This is a genomic window from Microvirga puerhi (genome assembly GCF_020089865.1).
In the GTDB taxonomy this organism is placed as follows: Bacteria; Pseudomonadota; Alphaproteobacteria; order Rhizobiales; family Beijerinckiaceae; genus Microvirga; species Microvirga puerhi.
In genome coordinates, this window is record NZ_JAIRBM010000006.1 from 201,877 (window position 1) to 218,137 (window position 16,261).

Below are 16,261 nucleotides of genomic sequence, written 5' to 3' on the forward strand. Positions count from 1 at the left end.
GAAATTGACGAAAGCTTTCTCTTGCCGGTTCAAGCGATCGTCCTGACTACGGGTGAACGCCATGGCGAACGAGACGCTCCATGGAGGGAGTGGCATTCGACTGCGGCTATACGCGCACGATGCACGACAGGAGAACCAAACTGATGAGCAGCCTGGAAGGTCTCGCGGCCGTCACGTCTGAGACGTCTCCATGCTCGAACAGGTGACGGTACTTCAGTTCGTGCTCGTCGGGCTCTGCGCCCTGGCTGCAGGAACAATCGGCGGCGTGACGGGATACGGCACGGGATTGCTGATGCCACTCGTCCTTGCACCCATCGTCGGAGCGGAGGCGGTCGTTCCGATCATCGGCGTATCCGCCCTTCTGACCAACGGCAGCCGGGTCGCCGCATTCTGGAAGGATATCGACCGTCGCCGCGCTGTGATTCTGGCCGCAACGGCGGTGCCGACCTGCTTCGTCGGCGCATATGGCTACAGCTTTTTGTCCGGCCGTGGAGCGAGCATCCTGATCGGATCGTTCCTCATCATGATGGTCCCCATCCGCCTCACCCTGAAACGGCTTCGGACGACGTTGTCGGGCGGCGGCTTCGTCGCGGCCGGCGCCGGCTATGGGCTTCTGGTCGGCGGCACGTCCGGATCGGGTGTCGTCCTCTTGTCGATCCTGATGGCGTCGGGGCTGAACGGCCGCGCGGTCATCGCGACGGATGCGGTGATTTCCATGATTCTCGGCGTCGCCAAGACCGGCGCGTTTCAGGCCTTCGGCGTCCTTTCCCTGTCTTCATGGATCATGGCGCTCCTGGTCGGGCTGTCCGCAACGCCCGGCGCCTTCATCGCCAAGCGCCTCACGGAGGCGCTTCCGATCCATGTTCACAACGCGATCCTGGACGCCGCCATCATCTGCGGCGGCGCCATTCTGATCATTCAGGGTCTTCGCTGACAGCGAAAGGACCTCATCCGCCGATGTTGTAGGCGGCAAGCGCCGCCATGTTGACGATGTCCGTGTCCGTCGCGCCGAGGGACACGATCTGGATCGCTCTGTCGAGCCCGACCACCATCGGCCCGAGCACCATTGCGCCGCCGAGCTCCTGCAGCATCTTCGTCGAGATCGAAGCGGAGTGGAAAGCCGGCATCACCAGCACGTTCGCCGGCCCGGTGAGGCGGCAGAACGGATACTGCACGGTGACATCGCGGTTGAGCGCTACGTCGGCGGACATCTCGCCGTCGTATTCGAAATCGAGCCGCATACCGTCAAGGATGCGCACCGCTTCCTGGATCTTCTCCGCGCGTTCGGCCCGCGGATGGCCGAAGGTCGAGAAGGACAGTAGCGCGACGCGCGGCTCGTAGCCGAGGCGCCGGGCGACGCCAGCTGCTTCGATGGCGATTTCGGCGAGCTCCTGGGCGCTCGGCATTTCGTGGATCGCAGTGTCGGCGACGAGGACGGCGCGCCCGCGCGCGAGGCAGAGGGACACGCCGATCACACGATGTCCGGGCTTCGCGTCGACCACGTGGCGAACATCGGCGAGAGCTGTCGAATAGTTGCGGGTCGCCCCCGTCACCATGGCATCCGCATCGCCGAGCGCCACCATGGAGGCCGCGAAGTGATTGCGGTCCTGGTTGATGAGACGCTGGCAGTCGCGGAACAGGAAGCCCTTGCGCTGCAGGCGCTCGTAGAGGAACTGCGCATAAGTGCTGTTGCGGTGTGAGAGCCGTGCATTGTGGATCTCGATACCCTCGCGTCCTTCGAGATCGATGCCCGCCGCCTCGGCCGTGGCGTGGATGCGATCCTCGCGTCCCACCAGGATCGCGCGGCCGAGACCCTGGTTGACGAAGGAGAGCGCGGCCCTGATCACCTGCTCCTCCTCGCCCTCGGCGAAGACCACGCGCTTGGGGAAACGGCGCACGCGCTCGAAGATGCCGTTCAAGGTTCCCGCCACAGGATCACGGCGGGCGGAGAGCTGCGCCTTATAGGCGCGCATATCGACGATGGGACGACGCGCGACGCCCGTATCCATCGCTGCCCGAGCGACCGCCTGCGGAATCGTGTGGATGAGGCGCGGATCGAACGGAACCGGAATGATGTATTCGCGCCCGAAGCGCGGCCGTGCGCCCTGATACGCCGCCGCCACCTCGTCCGGCACATCCTCACGGGCGAGATCCGCGAGAGCCTGAGCGGCCGCAACCTTCATTTCCATGTTGATGGTGGTGGCCTGAACATCGAGGGCGCCGCGGAAGATGTAAGGAAATCCGAGCACGTTGTTGACCTGGTTCGGATAGTCCGAACGGCCCGTCGCGATGATCACGTCGTCGCGGATGCGTGAAACCTCTTCCGGCGTGATTTCGGGGTCCGGGTTGGCCATGGCGAAAATAATGGGGTTCGGCGCCATGGACCGGATCATGTCGTCCGAGAAGGCGCCCTTCGCCGACAGGCCGAACACCGCATCCGCCCCGTCGAGAGCCTCCGCCAGCGTGCGCGCCTTGGTCTCGACCGCATGGGCCGACTTCCACTGGTTCATGCCCTCGGTGCGGCCCTGATAGATCACGCCCTTGGTGTCGCAGAGAATGACGTTCTTCGGCGCGAAGCCCATGGCCTTGAGCAGCTCGGTGCAGGCGATTCCGGCAGCACCCGCGCCATTCACCACGAGCTTGGTCTTGGCCATGTCGCGATCGGTCAGATGCAGGGCGTTGATGAGGCCCGCCGCGGCGATGATGGCCGTGCCGTGCTGATCGTCATGGAAGACCGGAATGTCCATGAGTTCGCGCAGGCGCTCCTCGATGATGAAGCATTCTGGCGCCTTGATGTCCTCGAGATTGATGCCGCCGAAGGACGGGCCGAGATAGCGCACGCAGTTGATGAACGCATCCGGATCCTCCGTGTCGACCTCGAGGTCGATGGAGTCCACGTCGGCGAAGCGCTTGAAGAGGACGGACTTGCCTTCCATGACCGGCTTCGAGGCCAGCGCCCCGAGATTGCCGAGGCCGAGAATGGCCGTGCCGTTCGAAATCACCGCGACCATGTTCGAACGCGTCGTATAGTCGAAGGCCAGCGACGGGTTTTCGGCGATGGCTTTCACCGGAACCGCCACGCCCGGCGAATAGGCCAGGGAGAGATCCCGCTGCGTCGCCATCGGCTTGGTCGGTACGATTTCCAGTTTTCCCGGTCGCCCCTGCGCGTGGAACTGAAGCGCCTCCTGGTCGGTGAAGGTTGGGCGGCTGCGGCGGGTCGTCGGCTGATCGGTCATTGCTGTTTCGCGTCTGTTTATGATGAGCGTTTCCGGAGGCGAGCCTGCGACCTTAAGGCAAGGACGCACCTCCCCTCAAGACTTGTCCACACCCCCTCCCCCGACCCTATGCCACGGGTGAAAGCCGGTCCGGGTTTTGCTAGTAAGGGCCGATGTCGCTTCAAGCTCGATCCCCCTCCTCCGACAGCGCCGAATCCGATGCGCCCGCCATGGCGAAATCCGCAGCCGACAGCCGCGTGACGCCCATGATGGCGCAGTACATCGAGATCAAGGCCGCCAATCCCGACAGCCTCCTGTTCTACCGGATGGGAGATTTCTACGAGCTCTTCTTCGAAGACGCGGAGATCGCGAGCCAGGCGCTCGGCATCGTGCTGACCAAGCGCGGAAAGCACCTGGGACAGGACATTCCCATGTGCGGCGTGCCGGTAGAGCGGGCCGATGACTACCTGCAGCGCCTGATCGGCCTCGGACACCGGGTCGCCGTCTGCGAGCAGACGGAAGATCCGGCCGAAGCCAAGAAGCGCGGCACGAAATCCGTCGTGCGCCGCGACGTGGTGCGGCTCGTGACCCCCGGCACGATCACGGAAGAGCGCCTTCTCGATCCGGGCCGGGCGAACTTTTTCCTCGCCATCGCGCGGCGCCGCATCTCGGATCAGGCGTGGGGGTACGGGCTCGCCGCGGTCGACATTTCCACAGGTCATTTCATCCTGAGCGAGACAGATGGTGCGGGTCTTGCGGCAGAGATCGCCCGTTTCGAACCGCGCGAGATCCTGGTGCCCGACGTCATCCATGACGATCCGGAGCTGATGCCGTTCTGGCGCGAGACCAAGGCCTCCATCACGCCCCTGTCCCGCGAAGGGCTCGACCCCGCTTCCGCGGAACGGCGGCTGAAAGAATATTTCGGGGTCGCCACTCTCGATTCCTTCGGCTCCTTCGGCCGTGCCGAGATCACGGCGGCCGGGAGCGCGCTTTTCTACATCGAGAAGACGCAGATCGGCAGCCGGCCGGTGCTCAATCCGCCCGTCCGCGACAATGCCGGGGCTGCCCTTGCGATCGACGCGGCGACGCGCACCAATCTGGAGCTGACCCGAACCCTCTCCGGCGAGCGTGCCGGAAGCCTGCTCGCGACCATCGACTGCACCGTGACGCCGGGCGGCGCTCGCCTGCTGGGAGAGCGCCTGGCAGGCCCTCTCACCGACCCGGACCGGATTCGGGAGCGGCAGGATTCGGTAGCCGCTTTTCTGGACAACGGAGAGCTTCGGGAGCGGGTGCGGCGCATTCTCAAGCGCTCGCCCGACTTCGCCCGTGCCCTCTCACGCCTGGGCCTTGGCCGCGGCGGTCCGCGCGATCTCGCCTGCGTGCGGGATGGCCTTTTGGCGGCGCGGGATCTCGGGCTCGAACTCGCCATCGCCGCGGGATTGCCGAAGGAGCTGGATCAGGCATCCGAGCAATTGCGCTCCCTCGACACGGCGCTCGCCGACAAACTCACAGCCGCTCTGGCCGATGAGCTGCCGCTTCTCAAGCGCGATGGCGGCTTCGTTCGCCAGGGCTACGACGCGAATCTCGACGAGCTGCGGGAGCTCCAGCAGGATTCCCGTCGCTTCATCGCGGCCCTGCAGGCTCGCTACGCCACTGAGACCGGCTGCCGGACCTTGCGGGTGAAGCACAACCACATGATCGGCTACTTCGTCGAAGTGCCGCAGAACGTGGGCGAGGACCTGCTGAAGGAGCCGTGGAAGGAAACCTTCGTCCATCGCCAGACCATGGCAGGCGCCATGCGCTTCTCGACCGTGGAACTGGGCGAGCTCGAATCCAAGATCGCCTCGGCGGCTGACCGCGCTCTGCGGATCGAGCTCGGCCTCTTCGAGGCCATGGCGCAGGAACTCGTGAACGTTTCGGCGGATATCGCCTCCGCTGCGGAGGCACTGGCAGTTGTCGACGTCACTGCCGCCCTTGCGGACCTCGCGGCGCGTCTCGACTGGACCCGGCCGACAGTGGACAGAAGCCTGACTTTCCGCGTCAGCGGCGGACGCCATCCGGTGGTCGAAGCGGCCCTGAAACGGGAGGGAGAGGCATTCATCGCCAACAATTCCGACCTGTCGGGCCGGGACGCGGGCCACATTCTTCTGATCACCGGCCCGAACATGGGCGGTAAATCCACTTATCTACGCCAGAACGCGCTGATCGTGGTGCTGGCGCAGATGGGCGCGTTCGTGCCCGCGCGCGAAGCCTATATCGGCGTCGTCGACCGATTGTTCTCCCGCGTCGGAGCGGCGGACGATCTGGCACGAGGCCGTTCGACCTTCATGGTCGAGATGGTCGAGACCGCAGCCATCCTCAATCAGGCAACGTCCCGCTCCCTGGTGATCCTCGACGAGATCGGGCGCGGCACGGCGACCTTCGACGGTCTGTCCATCGCCTGGGCGGCCATCGAACATTTGCACGAGATCAATCGCTGCCGAGCGCTCTTCGCGACCCATTTTCACGAACTGACCGCCCTCGCCGAGCGGCTTCCGCGCATCGCCAACGCCACCCTAAAGGTGACGGAGTGGCATGGGGACGTAGTGTTCCTGCACGAGGTCGTGCCGGGGGCGGCGGACCGCTCCTATGGGCTGCAAGTCGCTCGCCTCGCCGGATTGCCGCCGGCGGTCGTCGAGCGCGCGAAAGCCATCTTGAGTGAACTCGAACGCTCCGATCGGGAACATCCCAAGCGGGCCCTCGTCGACGATCTGCCTCTCTTTGCAGTGGCGGCCCGTCCGGAGCCGGCAAAGAATGCGTCTCCCGATCTCCTGCGGGAGGCTTTGACGGGAATCGACCCCGATCAGATGACGCCGCGAGAGGCCCTTGATGCACTGTATCGCCTGAAGGCGCAGCTCTGAGGCGTCGACTGGATCAGGATAGGGACGACCTGTCGCCCCGCCCGATCGCGCCGAAGGGAACGAAGGTGACTGTGCGGCGAGCCTCGTCGCCAGGCTGTTCGGCCAGCACGTAATTCAAAGCTTCGCGAACGCCGCGTTCGGTATAGGGCTTGGCGATGACGCCGCAGGCCCCGGCACGATCCTCCGGGATGCGCTTGGTATTGGCGGTCATGAAGAGCACGGGGACGTCGAGCTGGGCGCTGAATTGACGCGCCACTTCGACCCCGGTCGGCCCGTCGGACAGGTGGATATCGACGAAGGCGAGATCGGGATTGAGATTTCGCCCGAGCTTCAAAGCTTCCGCAGAAGAAGACGCAATGCCGACCACATCGTGCCCGGCGTCCTGCAGCAGGCTTTCCAACTCCAGAGCAATGAGGATTTCGTCCTCGACGATCAAGATACGCAACGACTTACCGGTGCTCAAACTGCGTCTCCTCGCCATGCGCGGATGGAACGGCATCCGCCATAGGGCGGCTGCTCCCGCACGGAGCAACAAAGAAAACTGTCGTAAGGGAAGACCAGGCTACCGGAGCGCGCCGAAGACAGGAGCCTGCCGCTTCTCCGTTTCCTGTGTCAGGGATGGAATGTCGCCTCAGTATGGTCGCAACGGCCGAAACACAATGCGACATCTCAGGAAAGGCCGCATGCTAATCGCCGCATGATCGATTTGCCCCACGCCATGGCGCACTACACTCCCGTCTTTCGTGGACACGCGCCTTCACGCCGCCTGCCCCCAGATGCGACTCAACGCTGAAACCGGGGCCGGGTTCCGTCCTAATCCATTATGACAATTTACGCGTGCAATAAATGTAACTCTATCGCATCCGACGGGCTTCGGCTAAGCTTGCGGCATCATGGAGTTTCAAGCCTGATGGTCATGCGCGTTTCCACGGTCGCCTTCGAGGGAATCGAGGCGCGCGCCGTCGACGTGCAGGTGCAGATCGCCGCCGGCAACGTCGCCTTCATGATCGTCGGCTTGCCCGACAAGGCGGTGGCCGAGTCGCGCGAGCGCGTTCGCTCAGCGCTCATCGCCTCGGGCCTCGCTCTGCCCGCCAAGCGGATCACCGTGAACCTCGCGCCGGCCGACCTTCCGAAGGAGGGTAGCCATTACGATCTTCCCATCGCCCTCGGCGTCATGGCGGCGATCGGGGCCATTCCGCCGGATGCGCTGAACGGATTCACGGTCCTGGGCGAGCTCGCCCTCGACGGCTCGATCACTTCCGTTGCCGGCGTCCTGCCGGCCGCCATGGCGGCCTACGAACGACAGCAGGGCCTGATCTGCCCGGAAGCCTGCGGCGCGGAGGCCGCCTGGGCCAGCAGCGATCTCGAGATCCTGGCCCCCGGCTCGCTCATTCAGCTCGCCAACCATTTCAAGGGCAGCCAGGTCATGTCCCGCCCGAAACCGGCGGTGATGCCGATCGTCGGCACCATGCCGGACCTGCGGGACATCAAGGGGCAGGAGAGCGCCAAACGGACCCTCGAGATCGCCGCGGCCGGCGCGCACAACCTCTTGATGTGCGGCCCGCCCGGGGCGGGCAAGTCCATGCTGGCCCAGCGCCTGCCGTCGATCCTGCCGCCACTGGCGCCGAGGGAGCTGCTGGAGCTCTCGATGATCCAGTCGGTCGCGGGTCTCCTGGCAGACGGGGCGCTCACGAATCGCCGGCCCTTTCGGGCACCGCATCACTCGGCCTCCATGGCGGCGCTCGTCGGCGGCGGCCTGAACGCAAGGCCGGGAGAGGCCTCCTTGGCCCATCATGGTGTCCTCTTCCTCGACGAGTTGCCGGAATTCCAGCCCCAGGTGCTCGATTCGCTGCGGCAACCCCTCGAGGCGGGCGAAATCCTGATCGCCCGCGCCAATCATCGCGTCACCTATCCGGCACGCTTCCAGCTGGTCGCAGCCATGAACCCCTGCCGCTGCGGACAGGCGACCGAGCCGGGCTTCGTCTGTCGTCGTCAGCCGAACGAGCGCTGCATAGCCCAGTATCAGGCCAGAATCTCTGGTCCGCTCCTCGACCGTATTGATCTGGTAATCGAGGTTCCCGCCGTAACGGCGGCGGATCTGATCCTGCCGCCTCCGACGGAAGGCTCGGCCGAGGCGGCCACCCGAGTCGCCCATGCGCGGGAACGCCAGGCGCGACGCTACACAGCCCTAGGGCTCAAGGATGTCTCGACCAACGCCGCCTGCCCGCCGGCGCTTCTGGATGAAATCGCCAAGCCCGATCCCGATGGCGCCAAGCTGATCCGTGATGCGGCCAATGCCATGCGTCTCTCGGCCCGCGGCTTCCACCGGGTTTTGAAGGTGGCGCGCACCCTGGCGGATCTGGACGGGGAGGAGAATGTCCGGCGCATTCACCTCGCTGAAGCGCTCTCGTACCGGGCCTCTGCGGACAAACGTCCTACCGCCGCTCTCGCCTGAGAATGGATAAGGCTTGGGAATTGAGCCTTGGGGAAACATGACGGAATTGTTGCAAGGGACTTGATAAGTCCCTCCGGACCTTCGATCTTCCCTGTCACAAAATCGTTCGAAATGAGTTTTATGTCACAGCGCAAGGGGGCCGGTCCTATCCCGGGACCGTCCAATCCAATTCAATCGAACGAGGTCTCGATGGCGCCTTTCCGCCCGAACGAAACGGCTGCGTCCCGTTTCGCTCCCCCGATGCCCATTCCGCCTGCGGATCTCGGCTTCAAGGGAATGGCCAAGTTCGTTCCGGGCCTCGGCAGGGTCGTGCGCGACCATGGCACGCTGGATCCCGTTCTCGGGCGAATCGGTCCGCTCGAAGTGCGCCTCGCCACGACGACGAAAGAGATTCGCCAGGCGCAGAAGCTGCGTTTCAAGGTCTTCTACGAGGAAATGTCGGCAGCCCCGAGCGGTCCCGCCATCCTGTCGCGGCGGGATGTGGATGATTTCGACGCCCTCTGCGATCATCTTCTGGTGCTCGATCATAACGTGAAGGCCAAGCCTTTCCGGAAATCCAAGCCGAAAGTGGTGGGCACCTACCGGCTCCTGCGCCAGGAAGTGGCTGAGAAGCATTCAGGCTTCTACACCGCCAGCGAATACGACATCGCCCCCCTCATCAGGTCGCATCCGAATCTTCGGTTTCTGGAGCTGGGCCGTTCCTGCGTGCTCAAGCCCTACCGGAACAAGCGCACCGTCGAGCTGCTCTGGCACGGCATCTGGGCCTATGTGCTCCACCACCGCATCGACGTGATGATCGGCTGCGCCAGTCTGGAAGGCACGGACCCGCGCGACCTCGCTCTTCCGCTCAGCTTTCTCCACCATTATGCGTCGGCACCGGCCGAGTGGCAGGCGAGCGCGCTTCCGGAGCGCTTCACCGCCATGGATCTCCTGCCCAAGGAGGGGGTGGATCCCAAGGCCGCGCTCCATGCGCTCCCGCCCATGATCAAGGGCTATCTGCGTCTCGGTGCCAGCTTCGGTCGTGGCGCGGTGATCGATCGTCAGTTCGGCACGACCGACGTCCTCGTGATCCTTCCGGTCTCCGCGATCAACCCGCGCTATATCGACCATTTCGGGCCGGCGGCGAACCGTCACGCCGCCTGAGCGAATTCCCCAGCCTCATAGAGAGCCTCGAGCCCCTCGCGATATGTCGGATACCGGAGCCTGATCCGAAGCTCGTCTTTGACGAGGCGGTTCACGATTCGCTTGTTCTCCGCATAGAAGCTCCGGGCCATCGGGCTCAGATCCGCCTCGTCGAACGGGATTTCCGGCGGCGGAGCGATTCCGGCCAGGGCGGCCGCATAGGTGACGACATCCTGCGGCGGCGCGGGCTCGTCGTCTCCGACATTGTAGATCGCCCCGGCGCGCGGGCATCCGAGCGACGCAACCAGGATGGACGCGATGTCGTCCACATGGATCCGGTTGAACACCTGCCCCGGCTTCACGATGCGCTGTGCCGCGCCGCGGGCGAGGTTGGACAGCGCGTTCCGCCCCGGACCGTAGATTCCCGACAGGCGGAAGATGTGGGAGGGCTTGCCCGTCATCTCTCCCAAAGCAAGCCAACCCTGCTCGGCAGCCCGGCGACTCTGTGACGACGGGCTTTGCGGCTGCGCCGGAGCGGTTTCATCGGTCCAGGCTCCTCCCCGGTCGCCATAGACGCCGGTCGTCGACAGATAGCCGATCCATGCGAGGCGGGGAGCCCCTGCGACAGCGTCCCGGAAACGGGCAAGAAGCGGGTCGCCGTCGATCGCGGGCGGCGCCGAGACGAGGAGCGCATCGGCCCGCCGGATCTCCTCCGCCAGCTGTCCCGAATCGGCCGCGTCGAGGGGGAAGGCCACGATTCCTTCCTTTGCGAGACGATCCGCCTTGTCGCTCTGCCGGACCGTTCCGGCGATCCGCGACCAGGGAAGGCTGCTCCGGATGAAAGCGCGTGCCGTGTAGCCGAGACCGAAAACGAACAATCTCATGCGGCAGCCTCTTGCCCGGCAAGGGCCCTTTCCCATTCGCAGCGAACCTCCGCGTCCGTCTCCCGATCCCGGCGTTCCTCCGCGTGTTGCGCAAGCTCACTGGCAGAGAGCAGGCGCGACAGGGCCCAGATGGCCATCGCGCGGATGAGGGGGGAAGCATCGTCGAGCAGGCGCACCGCTTCCTCGGCAAGACGCTGCTCGCCGGAATTGCCGATGGCGATCAGGACGTTGCGGATGAAGCGGTCGCGCCCCGTCCGTTTGATCGGCGTGCCAGCGAAGCGGGCCCGGAAACCGGCATCGTCGAGCCGGGCAAGTTCTGCGAGAGGCAGGGCCGCGAGATCGTCCCGTTGGACGAGCCGGGTCTCCCGCGCCGTCTGAGCGAACTTGTTCCACGGGCAGACCGCCAGGCAATCGTCGCAGCCGAAGATCCGGTTGCCGATTCCTGACCGCAGGTCTTCAGGAATATGTCCCTTGTGCTCGATGGTGAGGTAGGAGATGCACCGCCGCGCATCGAGCTGGTACGGCGCTGGGAAGGCTTTGGTCGGACAGATGTCGAGGCAGCGCCGGCACGAGCCGCAATGGTCGCGCTCCGGCGCGTCGGCAGGCAATTCGACTGTGGTGAAAATCGCACCGAGGAACAGCCAGTTGCCGAAATCGCGCGAGACGATGACCGTGTGTTTCCCCTGCCAGCCGAGACCGGCAGCCTGAGCGAGGGGCTTTTCCATCACCGGGGCGGTGTCCACGAACACCTTGACGTCCGCCCCGCCCTTCGCCGCCAGAAGGCCGGCCGCCTCCTTGAGCTTGCCCTTGATGACGTCGTGGTAGTCCCGGTTGCGGGCATAGACCGAGATCGAACCGCGATCCTTGAGCGCCAGAGCCTCCAGGGGGTCGCCGGCCGGTCCGTAATTGAGGCCGAGCAGGATGACGCTTTTCACCTCGGACCAGAGGATCCGTGGATCAGCCCGGCGTTCCGCCGTCTCGACCATCCATTCCATGGAGCCGTGGTGCCCGTCAGCCAGCCAGGCCTTCAGGCGCTCCGGCGCGAGCGGGATCCCATCGGGACGAGCGATGCGGACGACATCGAAGCCGAGGGTTTCCGCCCGCGCTGTGAAGGCACGCTTGAGCGCCTCTCCCTCTAGAAGTCGAGGTTGTCGTAATGCTCCCACGGAGGCATGCCCAGCACCCGATCCGCCAGGAGCGCGCGGAAGGACGGCCGGGATTTGATCCTGGCGTACCAATGCTTCGCTGTTTCGTCCTCGTCCCATGGCACGTCGCCGAGATAATCCACAATCGACAAATGAGCGGCTGCCGCCAGATCCGCATAGGTGAGATGCTGGCCCGCCAGCCAGTTTCGGGTCGCAATCAGATATCCAATGTATTTCAAATGGTATCGCACATTGGTCCGCGCAGCGCGAATCGCGCCCATATCCGGCGGACCGCCCCCCAGTTCGGCGGGCGTGAACCGTTTGTAGATCTTTTCGGTGGCAAGATAGTCCGAGACTTCAGCGTGAAATTTGACGTGGAACCAGTCGAGAAGCCGGCGCACCTCCACCCGCTGCTCCACGTCCCGGGGGAGGAAGCGGCGATCGCCGAGGCTCTCTCCGTGCGTCTCGTCCAGATATTCCGCAATCACCGAGGAGCCGGGTACGGCAAGCCCGCTATTGTCGACGAGGAGAGGCAGATTGCCGGCCGGATTGATTTCCAGGAGCGGCATGCGCCGTTCCCACGGCTTTTCCTCGACCATGTCGGGTTCGAGGCTCAATTCAGCCAGAATCAAGCGCACAAACCGCGAGTGCGGGCAAAAGGGATGATAATGGAGGGTGGCCATGAACCTGTCAGACGCGAAACAGGCGGCGAGAATAAGGCCGGTTTCCGTTAAGGGCTGGTAAGGAATTTTGGTGAATCTCATGCCCCTCGCGCAGGCGTGACGCGACGAGCATGCAGGGTTTGCTTGACAGGTTAAGGCGCCCGCCTCCATGTGGCGCCGCTTTCAAGGTTTCCAACGATGTCGCAAATCATCGAGGCGCTTTTCCTGGGCCTCATCGAAGGCCTGACGGAATTCCTGCCCGTCTCCTCGACCGGCCACCTCCTGCTCGCCGGCCACTTTCTCGGTTTCGAATCCACCGGCAAGACCTTCGAGGTCCTGATCCAGCTCGGGGCGATCCTGGCGATCCTCGCGGTCTACTTCAGCCGGCTCTGGGCGATCGCCAAGGCACTGCCCTACGATCCGGACGCGCGGCGCTTCGTCATCGGCGTGCTCATCGCCTTCCTGCCCGCGGCCGTGATCGGCGCGGCTTTGCACGGCTTCATCAAGGACGTTCTGTTCAATCCGTGGATCGTCTGCATGACGCTGATCGCAGGCGGCTTCGTGCTGCTGCTTGTCGATGCCATGCCGGTCACCGCCGAGTACAAGGATGCCACGAAATTCCCGCTGCCCATGTACCTGAAGATCGGTTTCCTGCAGTGCCTTGCCATGGTACCCGGTGTGTCCCGCTCGGGCGCGACCATCGTCGGCGCCATGCTGCTCGGCGCAAGCAAGCGCGCGGCGGCGGAGTTCTCCTTCTATCTTGCCATGCCGACCATGGCGGGCGCCTTCGCCTATGATCTCCTCAAGAACTACAAGGTGCTTTCCGCGAACGATGCCATGCTGATCGTGGTCGGATTCATTGCCGCCTTCCTGTCGGCGCTCCTCGTCGTGAAGACGTTCCTCGACTACATCTCGCGCCACGGCTTCGCGCCGTTCGCCTGGTGGCGGATCATCGTCGGAGCGGCGGGCCTCGCAGGCCTGATCGTCTTCGGCTGAGGCGATTGAATGTCCTCAGTCAGCGATGCGCTGGCAGCAACCATCGCCATCACCGCGGCCCTTGCGACCGTCGTGCTGGCGATTCTGATTGGCCTGTCGAGTCCGCAGGCGACGGAGCCCAGCGCCTCCTGCCGGGAATGGACCGATAGCTGCATGGTCTGCAGCCGCCAGCCGGCCGGGATCGCCTGTTCGACACCGGGCATCGCCTGCACGCCACGCCCGCTCCAGTGCCTCAGGCGCTAGCGCATCGTGCGGAAAAGTGGACCCGGTTTTCTGCTCCGAACGATGCGCTCTTCAAAGAGCGGAGCATCGAACGTGAATTCGTATTCACGTTCGATACTTTAAGCTTTTGGTTTTGAGCATCTTTTCACGCAAAGCCGATTCCCACTTTTGCGCTCGATGCTCTCGCGCATCAGCCTCACGGCGCCGGCGTCTTGTCCGGATAGCGGCAGAGATCGTTGATCGGACAGCGCCAGCATTCGGGCCTGCGTGCCTTGCAGATGTAGCGTCCGTGCAGGATCAGCCAGTGATGGGCATGGAGCCGGAACTCCTCCGGCACCAGGGCCTCGAGGACTTCCTGCGTCTCGAGCGGCGTCCGGGTGATCGCGAACGGAATACGGTTGGTGACGCGGAAGATGTGGGTGTCGACGGCGATGCGGGGATTGCCGAACGCGATGTTGACCACCACGCTCGCCGTCTTGCGGCCGACGCCCGGAAACGTCTCCAGGATATCGATGGAGTTGGGAACCTTGCTGCCGAACTCCTCCACCAGACGTTTCGAGAAGGCGATGACGTTCTTCGCCTTGGTGTTGAAGAAATTGAGCGACTTGATGCGTTCGCGCAGCCCCTCCTCGCCGAGCGCCAGCATCTTCCGGGGCGTATCGGCCATGGGAAAGAGGTTGCGTGTCGCCTTGTTGACGCCCACGTCGGTCGATTGCGCCGAAAGCGCGACGGCCACCAGGAGCGTGTAGGGATTGGTGTGTTCGAGCTCGCCCTTCGGCTCCGGATTGAGGTCCCGGAACCGGCGGAAGATTTCAAGCACTGTCGCCCGGTCGACGGGCTTCGGCGCCCGGGACGAAGACGCCTTGGCGGCCGCCTTCGGAGCGGCCTTCGCCTTTCCGGAAAGGGGCGGAACGAGAGCGGCTTTGGGCTTGGAAATGCGGCGGGGAGACCGTTTCAGATCTGACATGACAGCGTTATAATTGGCTTATGGATACCAGCAAAGCTGCATTCGACGATCCGGAGCGGCTCGAAAGGCCCGTTTTCGAGGCCGTGATCAGACCCCATAGGTCTCTTGGACCGGAAGGGTTCAGGATCGTCATGATCCTCCTTTGCCTTTGCTCGATCATCGCAAGCCTGCCTTTCGTCATCTCGGGATCCTGGCCCATCGCTGGGTTCTTCGGCCTCGATTTCCTCGGCCTCTATCTGGCGTTCCGAATCAATTACCGGCAGGGACAATCCTTCGAGGTTCTTGTCCTGACGCCCATCCGATTGCTGCTCAAGAAGGTCAGCGCCCGGGGAGAAGTCCGGGAGTTCCAGTTCAACCCGCTCTGGACCCGGCTCGACCGCCAGGATGACGACGAATTCGGACTCCAGGAGTTGTCGCTCGTCTCCCGTGGCCAGCACGTGGTCGTCGCCCACGACCTGTCCCCCGGAGAGCGCGAAAGCTTCGCCGAAGCCCTCAGTCGGGCCCTGTCAGAGGTGAAGCGGGGCTATTGACGGCACCCTCGCTCCCGTCTGACTTGAGAGGTGAAGAGGAAGAGATGCATCACAGGAAACGGGTGTCGCCTGCCATGGCGAGGGCTATGATCATGGTCAAAGGATCACGCCCATGCTGAACACATTGCGCGACATCACCATCGAGCCGGCGGCTTTGAAGATCCCGGCCGAGCCGCATTCGGACTACGAGCGCGTCCGCTCGATCATCGCCTACATTTCCGAGCGCTGGCGCGACCAGCCTTCCCTGGAGGCGATCGCTGAGCATGTGGGTCTTTCCACCACCCATGTGCACCATCTCTTCCGCCGCTGGGCCGGGCTGTCTCCAAAGGCGTTTCTCCAGGCCATTACGCTGGACAATGCCAAGGCTCTGCTCGCCTCCTCGGCCAGCGTGCTCGACACCACCTATGAGCTTGGCCTTTCGGGACCGGCGCGCCTGCACGATCTCTTCGTCACCCACGAGGCCATGACGCCCGGCGACTACAAGGCAGGCTGCAATGGCCTGACCATGCGCTATGGATTCCACCCCTCCCCCTTCGGCGAAGCCGTGCTGATCGCCACCGACCGGGGCCTCGCCGGGCTGGGCTTCGTGGACGACGGCGATCGGCAGGCGGCCCTTGCGGACCTGATGCGCCGCTGGCCCAAGGCCGTCTATGTCGAGGACGAGGCCGCCACGGCCCCGCTCGCCCGGCGGATCTTCAGCCCGTCGCAATGGCGGTCCGAGCAGCCGCTCCGGGTCGTCCTGATCGGCACGGATTTCGAGGTCCGGGTCTGGCAGACCCTGCTGCGCATCCCCCGGGACGGCGCGACCACCTATTCCGACATCGCCCGCCATATCGGCAACCCGAAGGCCTGCCGCGCTGTCGGGGCGGCAGTCGGGCGCAACCCCGTTTCCTTCGTCGTCCCCTGCCACCGGGTGCTCGGCAAGTCCGGCGCTCTCACCGGCTACCATTGGGGTCTGACTCGCAAGCAGGCAATCCTCGGCTGGGAAGCGGGCCAGGGCCTGGGCCTGAACGGCTGAAGGGCCAATTCCCCCCGCGGGCCGAGGGCGAGGGAGCACGATTCCCTCCCCGCCTCCGCTTATGGCAGGATTGCAACACCTCCTTCGGGCGACGATGAGCGCAACGCATCCGCTCATCGTCGTCTTGCGGCGTTTCAAACTCCTT

14 protein-coding genes are annotated in these 16,261 nt (G+C 64.4%); 8 read left to right on the plus strand and 6 right to left on the minus strand.

Going from position 1 to position 16,261, the window contains the following annotated elements:
- The first annotated feature begins 190 nt into the window (after positions 1 to 190).
- Entirely contained in the window at positions 191 to 934 is a 744-nt protein-coding gene (locus K9B37_RS10450) for a sulfite exporter TauE/SafE family protein (RefSeq protein ID WP_224313009.1), read from the plus strand.
- A gap of 13 nt (positions 935 to 947) precedes the next feature.
- Here the strand turns inward: K9B37_RS10450 and K9B37_RS10455 are convergent, their stop codons facing one another.
- Positions 948 to 3,236 carry an NADP-dependent malic enzyme gene (locus tag K9B37_RS10455; RefSeq protein ID WP_224313010.1) on the minus strand — a complete coding sequence of 763 codons (2,289 nt, stop codon included), beginning with the start codon at positions 3,234 to 3,236 and terminating at the stop codon, positions 948 to 950.
- Between the two features lie 152 nt (positions 3,237 to 3,388).
- On the opposite strand from K9B37_RS10455, the gene mutS reads away from it, so the two are divergent.
- Positions 3,389 to 6,115, plus strand: coding sequence for a DNA mismatch repair protein MutS (mutS, locus tag K9B37_RS10460; protein WP_439651712.1), 2,727 nt, complete (start codon positions 3,389 to 3,391; stop codon positions 6,113 to 6,115).
- A 13-nt stretch (positions 6,116 to 6,128) separates the two neighbouring features.
- Here mutS and K9B37_RS10465 read toward each other — a convergent pair whose 3' ends face one another.
- On the minus strand, positions 6,129 to 6,578 hold the full coding sequence (locus K9B37_RS10465) for a response regulator (protein WP_224313011.1): 450 nt from the start codon (positions 6,576 to 6,578) through the stop codon (positions 6,129 to 6,131).
- Between the two features lie 447 nt (positions 6,579 to 7,025).
- Between K9B37_RS10465 and K9B37_RS10470 the strand changes: the two genes are divergently transcribed.
- Both K9B37_RS10470 and olsB read left to right on the plus strand, forming a co-directional pair.
- Positions 7,026 to 8,570 carry a YifB family Mg chelatase-like AAA ATPase gene (locus K9B37_RS10470; protein ID WP_224313012.1) on the plus strand — a complete coding sequence of 515 codons (1,545 nt, stop codon included), beginning with the start codon at positions 7,026 to 7,028 and terminating at the stop codon, positions 8,568 to 8,570.
- A 276-nt stretch (positions 8,571 to 8,846) separates the two neighbouring features.
- On the plus strand, positions 8,847 to 9,713 hold the full coding sequence (gene olsB / locus K9B37_RS10475) for a l-ornithine N(alpha)-acyltransferase (protein ID WP_224313088.1): 867 nt from the start codon (positions 8,847 to 8,849) through the stop codon (positions 9,711 to 9,713).
- Here the strand turns inward: olsB and K9B37_RS10480 are convergent.
- The 3 genes from K9B37_RS10480 to K9B37_RS10490 are packed head-to-tail and all read right to left on the minus strand — an operon-like array spanning position 9,701 to position 12,404.
- Positions 9,701 to 10,576, minus strand: a complete 876-nt coding sequence (locus K9B37_RS10480; protein WP_224313013.1) for an SDR family oxidoreductase — start codon at positions 10,574 to 10,576, stop codon at positions 9,701 to 9,703. The genes olsB and K9B37_RS10480 overlap by 13 nt on opposite strands.
- Positions 10,573 to 11,742 carry a tRNA epoxyqueuosine(34) reductase QueG gene (queG, locus tag K9B37_RS10485; RefSeq protein ID WP_224313014.1) on the minus strand — a complete coding sequence of 390 codons (1,170 nt, stop codon included), beginning with the start codon at positions 11,740 to 11,742 and terminating at the stop codon, positions 10,573 to 10,575. The genes K9B37_RS10480 and queG overlap by 4 nt, the downstream gene beginning before the upstream one ends.
- The gene (locus tag K9B37_RS10490) at positions 11,712 to 12,404 is read right to left on the minus strand and encodes a glutathione S-transferase family protein (protein ID WP_224313015.1); all 693 of its coding nucleotides are present in this window, start codon (positions 12,402 to 12,404) and stop codon (positions 11,712 to 11,714) included. Before K9B37_RS10490 ends, queG begins: the two co-directional genes overlap by 31 nt.
- A 177-nt stretch (positions 12,405 to 12,581) precedes the next feature.
- Here K9B37_RS10490 and K9B37_RS10495 point away from each other — a divergent pair, with 177 nt between their 5' ends.
- Positions 12,582 to 13,379 carry an undecaprenyl-diphosphate phosphatase gene (locus K9B37_RS10495; protein WP_224313016.1) on the plus strand — a complete coding sequence of 266 codons (798 nt, stop codon included), beginning with the start codon at positions 12,582 to 12,584 and terminating at the stop codon, positions 13,377 to 13,379.
- Positions 13,380 to 13,388: 9 nt separating this feature from the next.
- Positions 13,389 to 13,622, plus strand: coding sequence for a hypothetical protein (locus tag K9B37_RS10500; protein ID WP_224313017.1), 234 nt, complete (start codon positions 13,389 to 13,391; stop codon positions 13,620 to 13,622).
- Positions 13,623 to 13,797: 175 nt separating this feature from the next.
- Here the strand turns inward: K9B37_RS10500 and nth are convergent, their stop codons facing one another.
- Positions 13,798 to 14,568: an endonuclease III gene (gene nth, locus K9B37_RS10505; protein ID WP_224313018.1), complete on the minus strand. Its 771-nt coding sequence runs from the start codon at positions 14,566 to 14,568 to the stop codon at positions 13,798 to 13,800.
- A 20-nt stretch (positions 14,569 to 14,588) separates the two neighbouring features.
- On the opposite strand from nth, the gene K9B37_RS10510 reads away from it, so the two are divergent.
- The gene (locus K9B37_RS10510; RefSeq protein ID WP_224313019.1) at positions 14,589 to 15,098 is read left to right on the plus strand and encodes a DUF2244 domain-containing protein; all 510 of its coding nucleotides are present in this window, start codon (positions 14,589 to 14,591) and stop codon (positions 15,096 to 15,098) included.
- A 112-nt stretch (positions 15,099 to 15,210) separates the two neighbouring features.
- A complete protein-coding gene (locus K9B37_RS10515; protein WP_224313020.1) occupies positions 15,211 to 16,116 on the plus strand; it encodes a methylated-DNA--[protein]-cysteine S-methyltransferase in 906 nt (301 codons plus the stop codon).
- Positions 16,117 to 16,261 lie beyond the last annotated feature (145 nt).

Bases quoted from the DNA above. Each gene is read 5' to 3' on its own strand.
- K9B37_RS10450 (WP_224313009.1), top strand. From the start codon at position 191: ATGCTCGAACAGGTGACGGTACTTCAGTTCGTGCTCGTCGGGCTCTGC.
- K9B37_RS10455 (WP_224313010.1), bottom strand. From the start codon at position 3,236: ATGACCGATCAGCCGACGACCCGCCGCAGCCGCCCAACCTTCACCGAC.
- mutS (WP_439651712.1), top strand. From the start codon at position 3,389: ATGTCGCTTCAAGCTCGATCCCCCTCCTCCGACAGCGCCGAATCCGAT.
- K9B37_RS10470 (WP_224313012.1), top strand. From the start codon at position 7,026: ATGGTCATGCGCGTTTCCACGGTCGCCTTCGAGGGAATCGAGGCGCGC.
- olsB (WP_224313088.1), top strand. From the start codon at position 8,847: ATGGCCAAGTTCGTTCCGGGCCTCGGCAGGGTCGTGCGCGACCATGGC.
- K9B37_RS10480 (WP_224313013.1), bottom strand. From the start codon at position 10,576: ATGAGATTGTTCGTTTTCGGTCTCGGCTACACGGCACGCGCTTTCATC.
- K9B37_RS10490 (WP_224313015.1), bottom strand. From the start codon at position 12,404: ATGGCCACCCTCCATTATCATCCCTTTTGCCCGCACTCGCGGTTTGTG.
- K9B37_RS10495 (WP_224313016.1), top strand. From the start codon at position 12,582: ATGTCGCAAATCATCGAGGCGCTTTTCCTGGGCCTCATCGAAGGCCTG.
- K9B37_RS10500 (WP_224313017.1), top strand. From the start codon at position 13,389: ATGTCCTCAGTCAGCGATGCGCTGGCAGCAACCATCGCCATCACCGCG.
- nth (WP_224313018.1), bottom strand. From the start codon at position 14,568: ATGTCAGATCTGAAACGGTCTCCCCGCCGCATTTCCAAGCCCAAAGCC.
- K9B37_RS10510 (WP_224313019.1), top strand. From the start codon at position 14,589: ATGGATACCAGCAAAGCTGCATTCGACGATCCGGAGCGGCTCGAAAGG.
- K9B37_RS10515 (WP_224313020.1), top strand. From the start codon at position 15,211: ATGCTGAACACATTGCGCGACATCACCATCGAGCCGGCGGCTTTGAAG.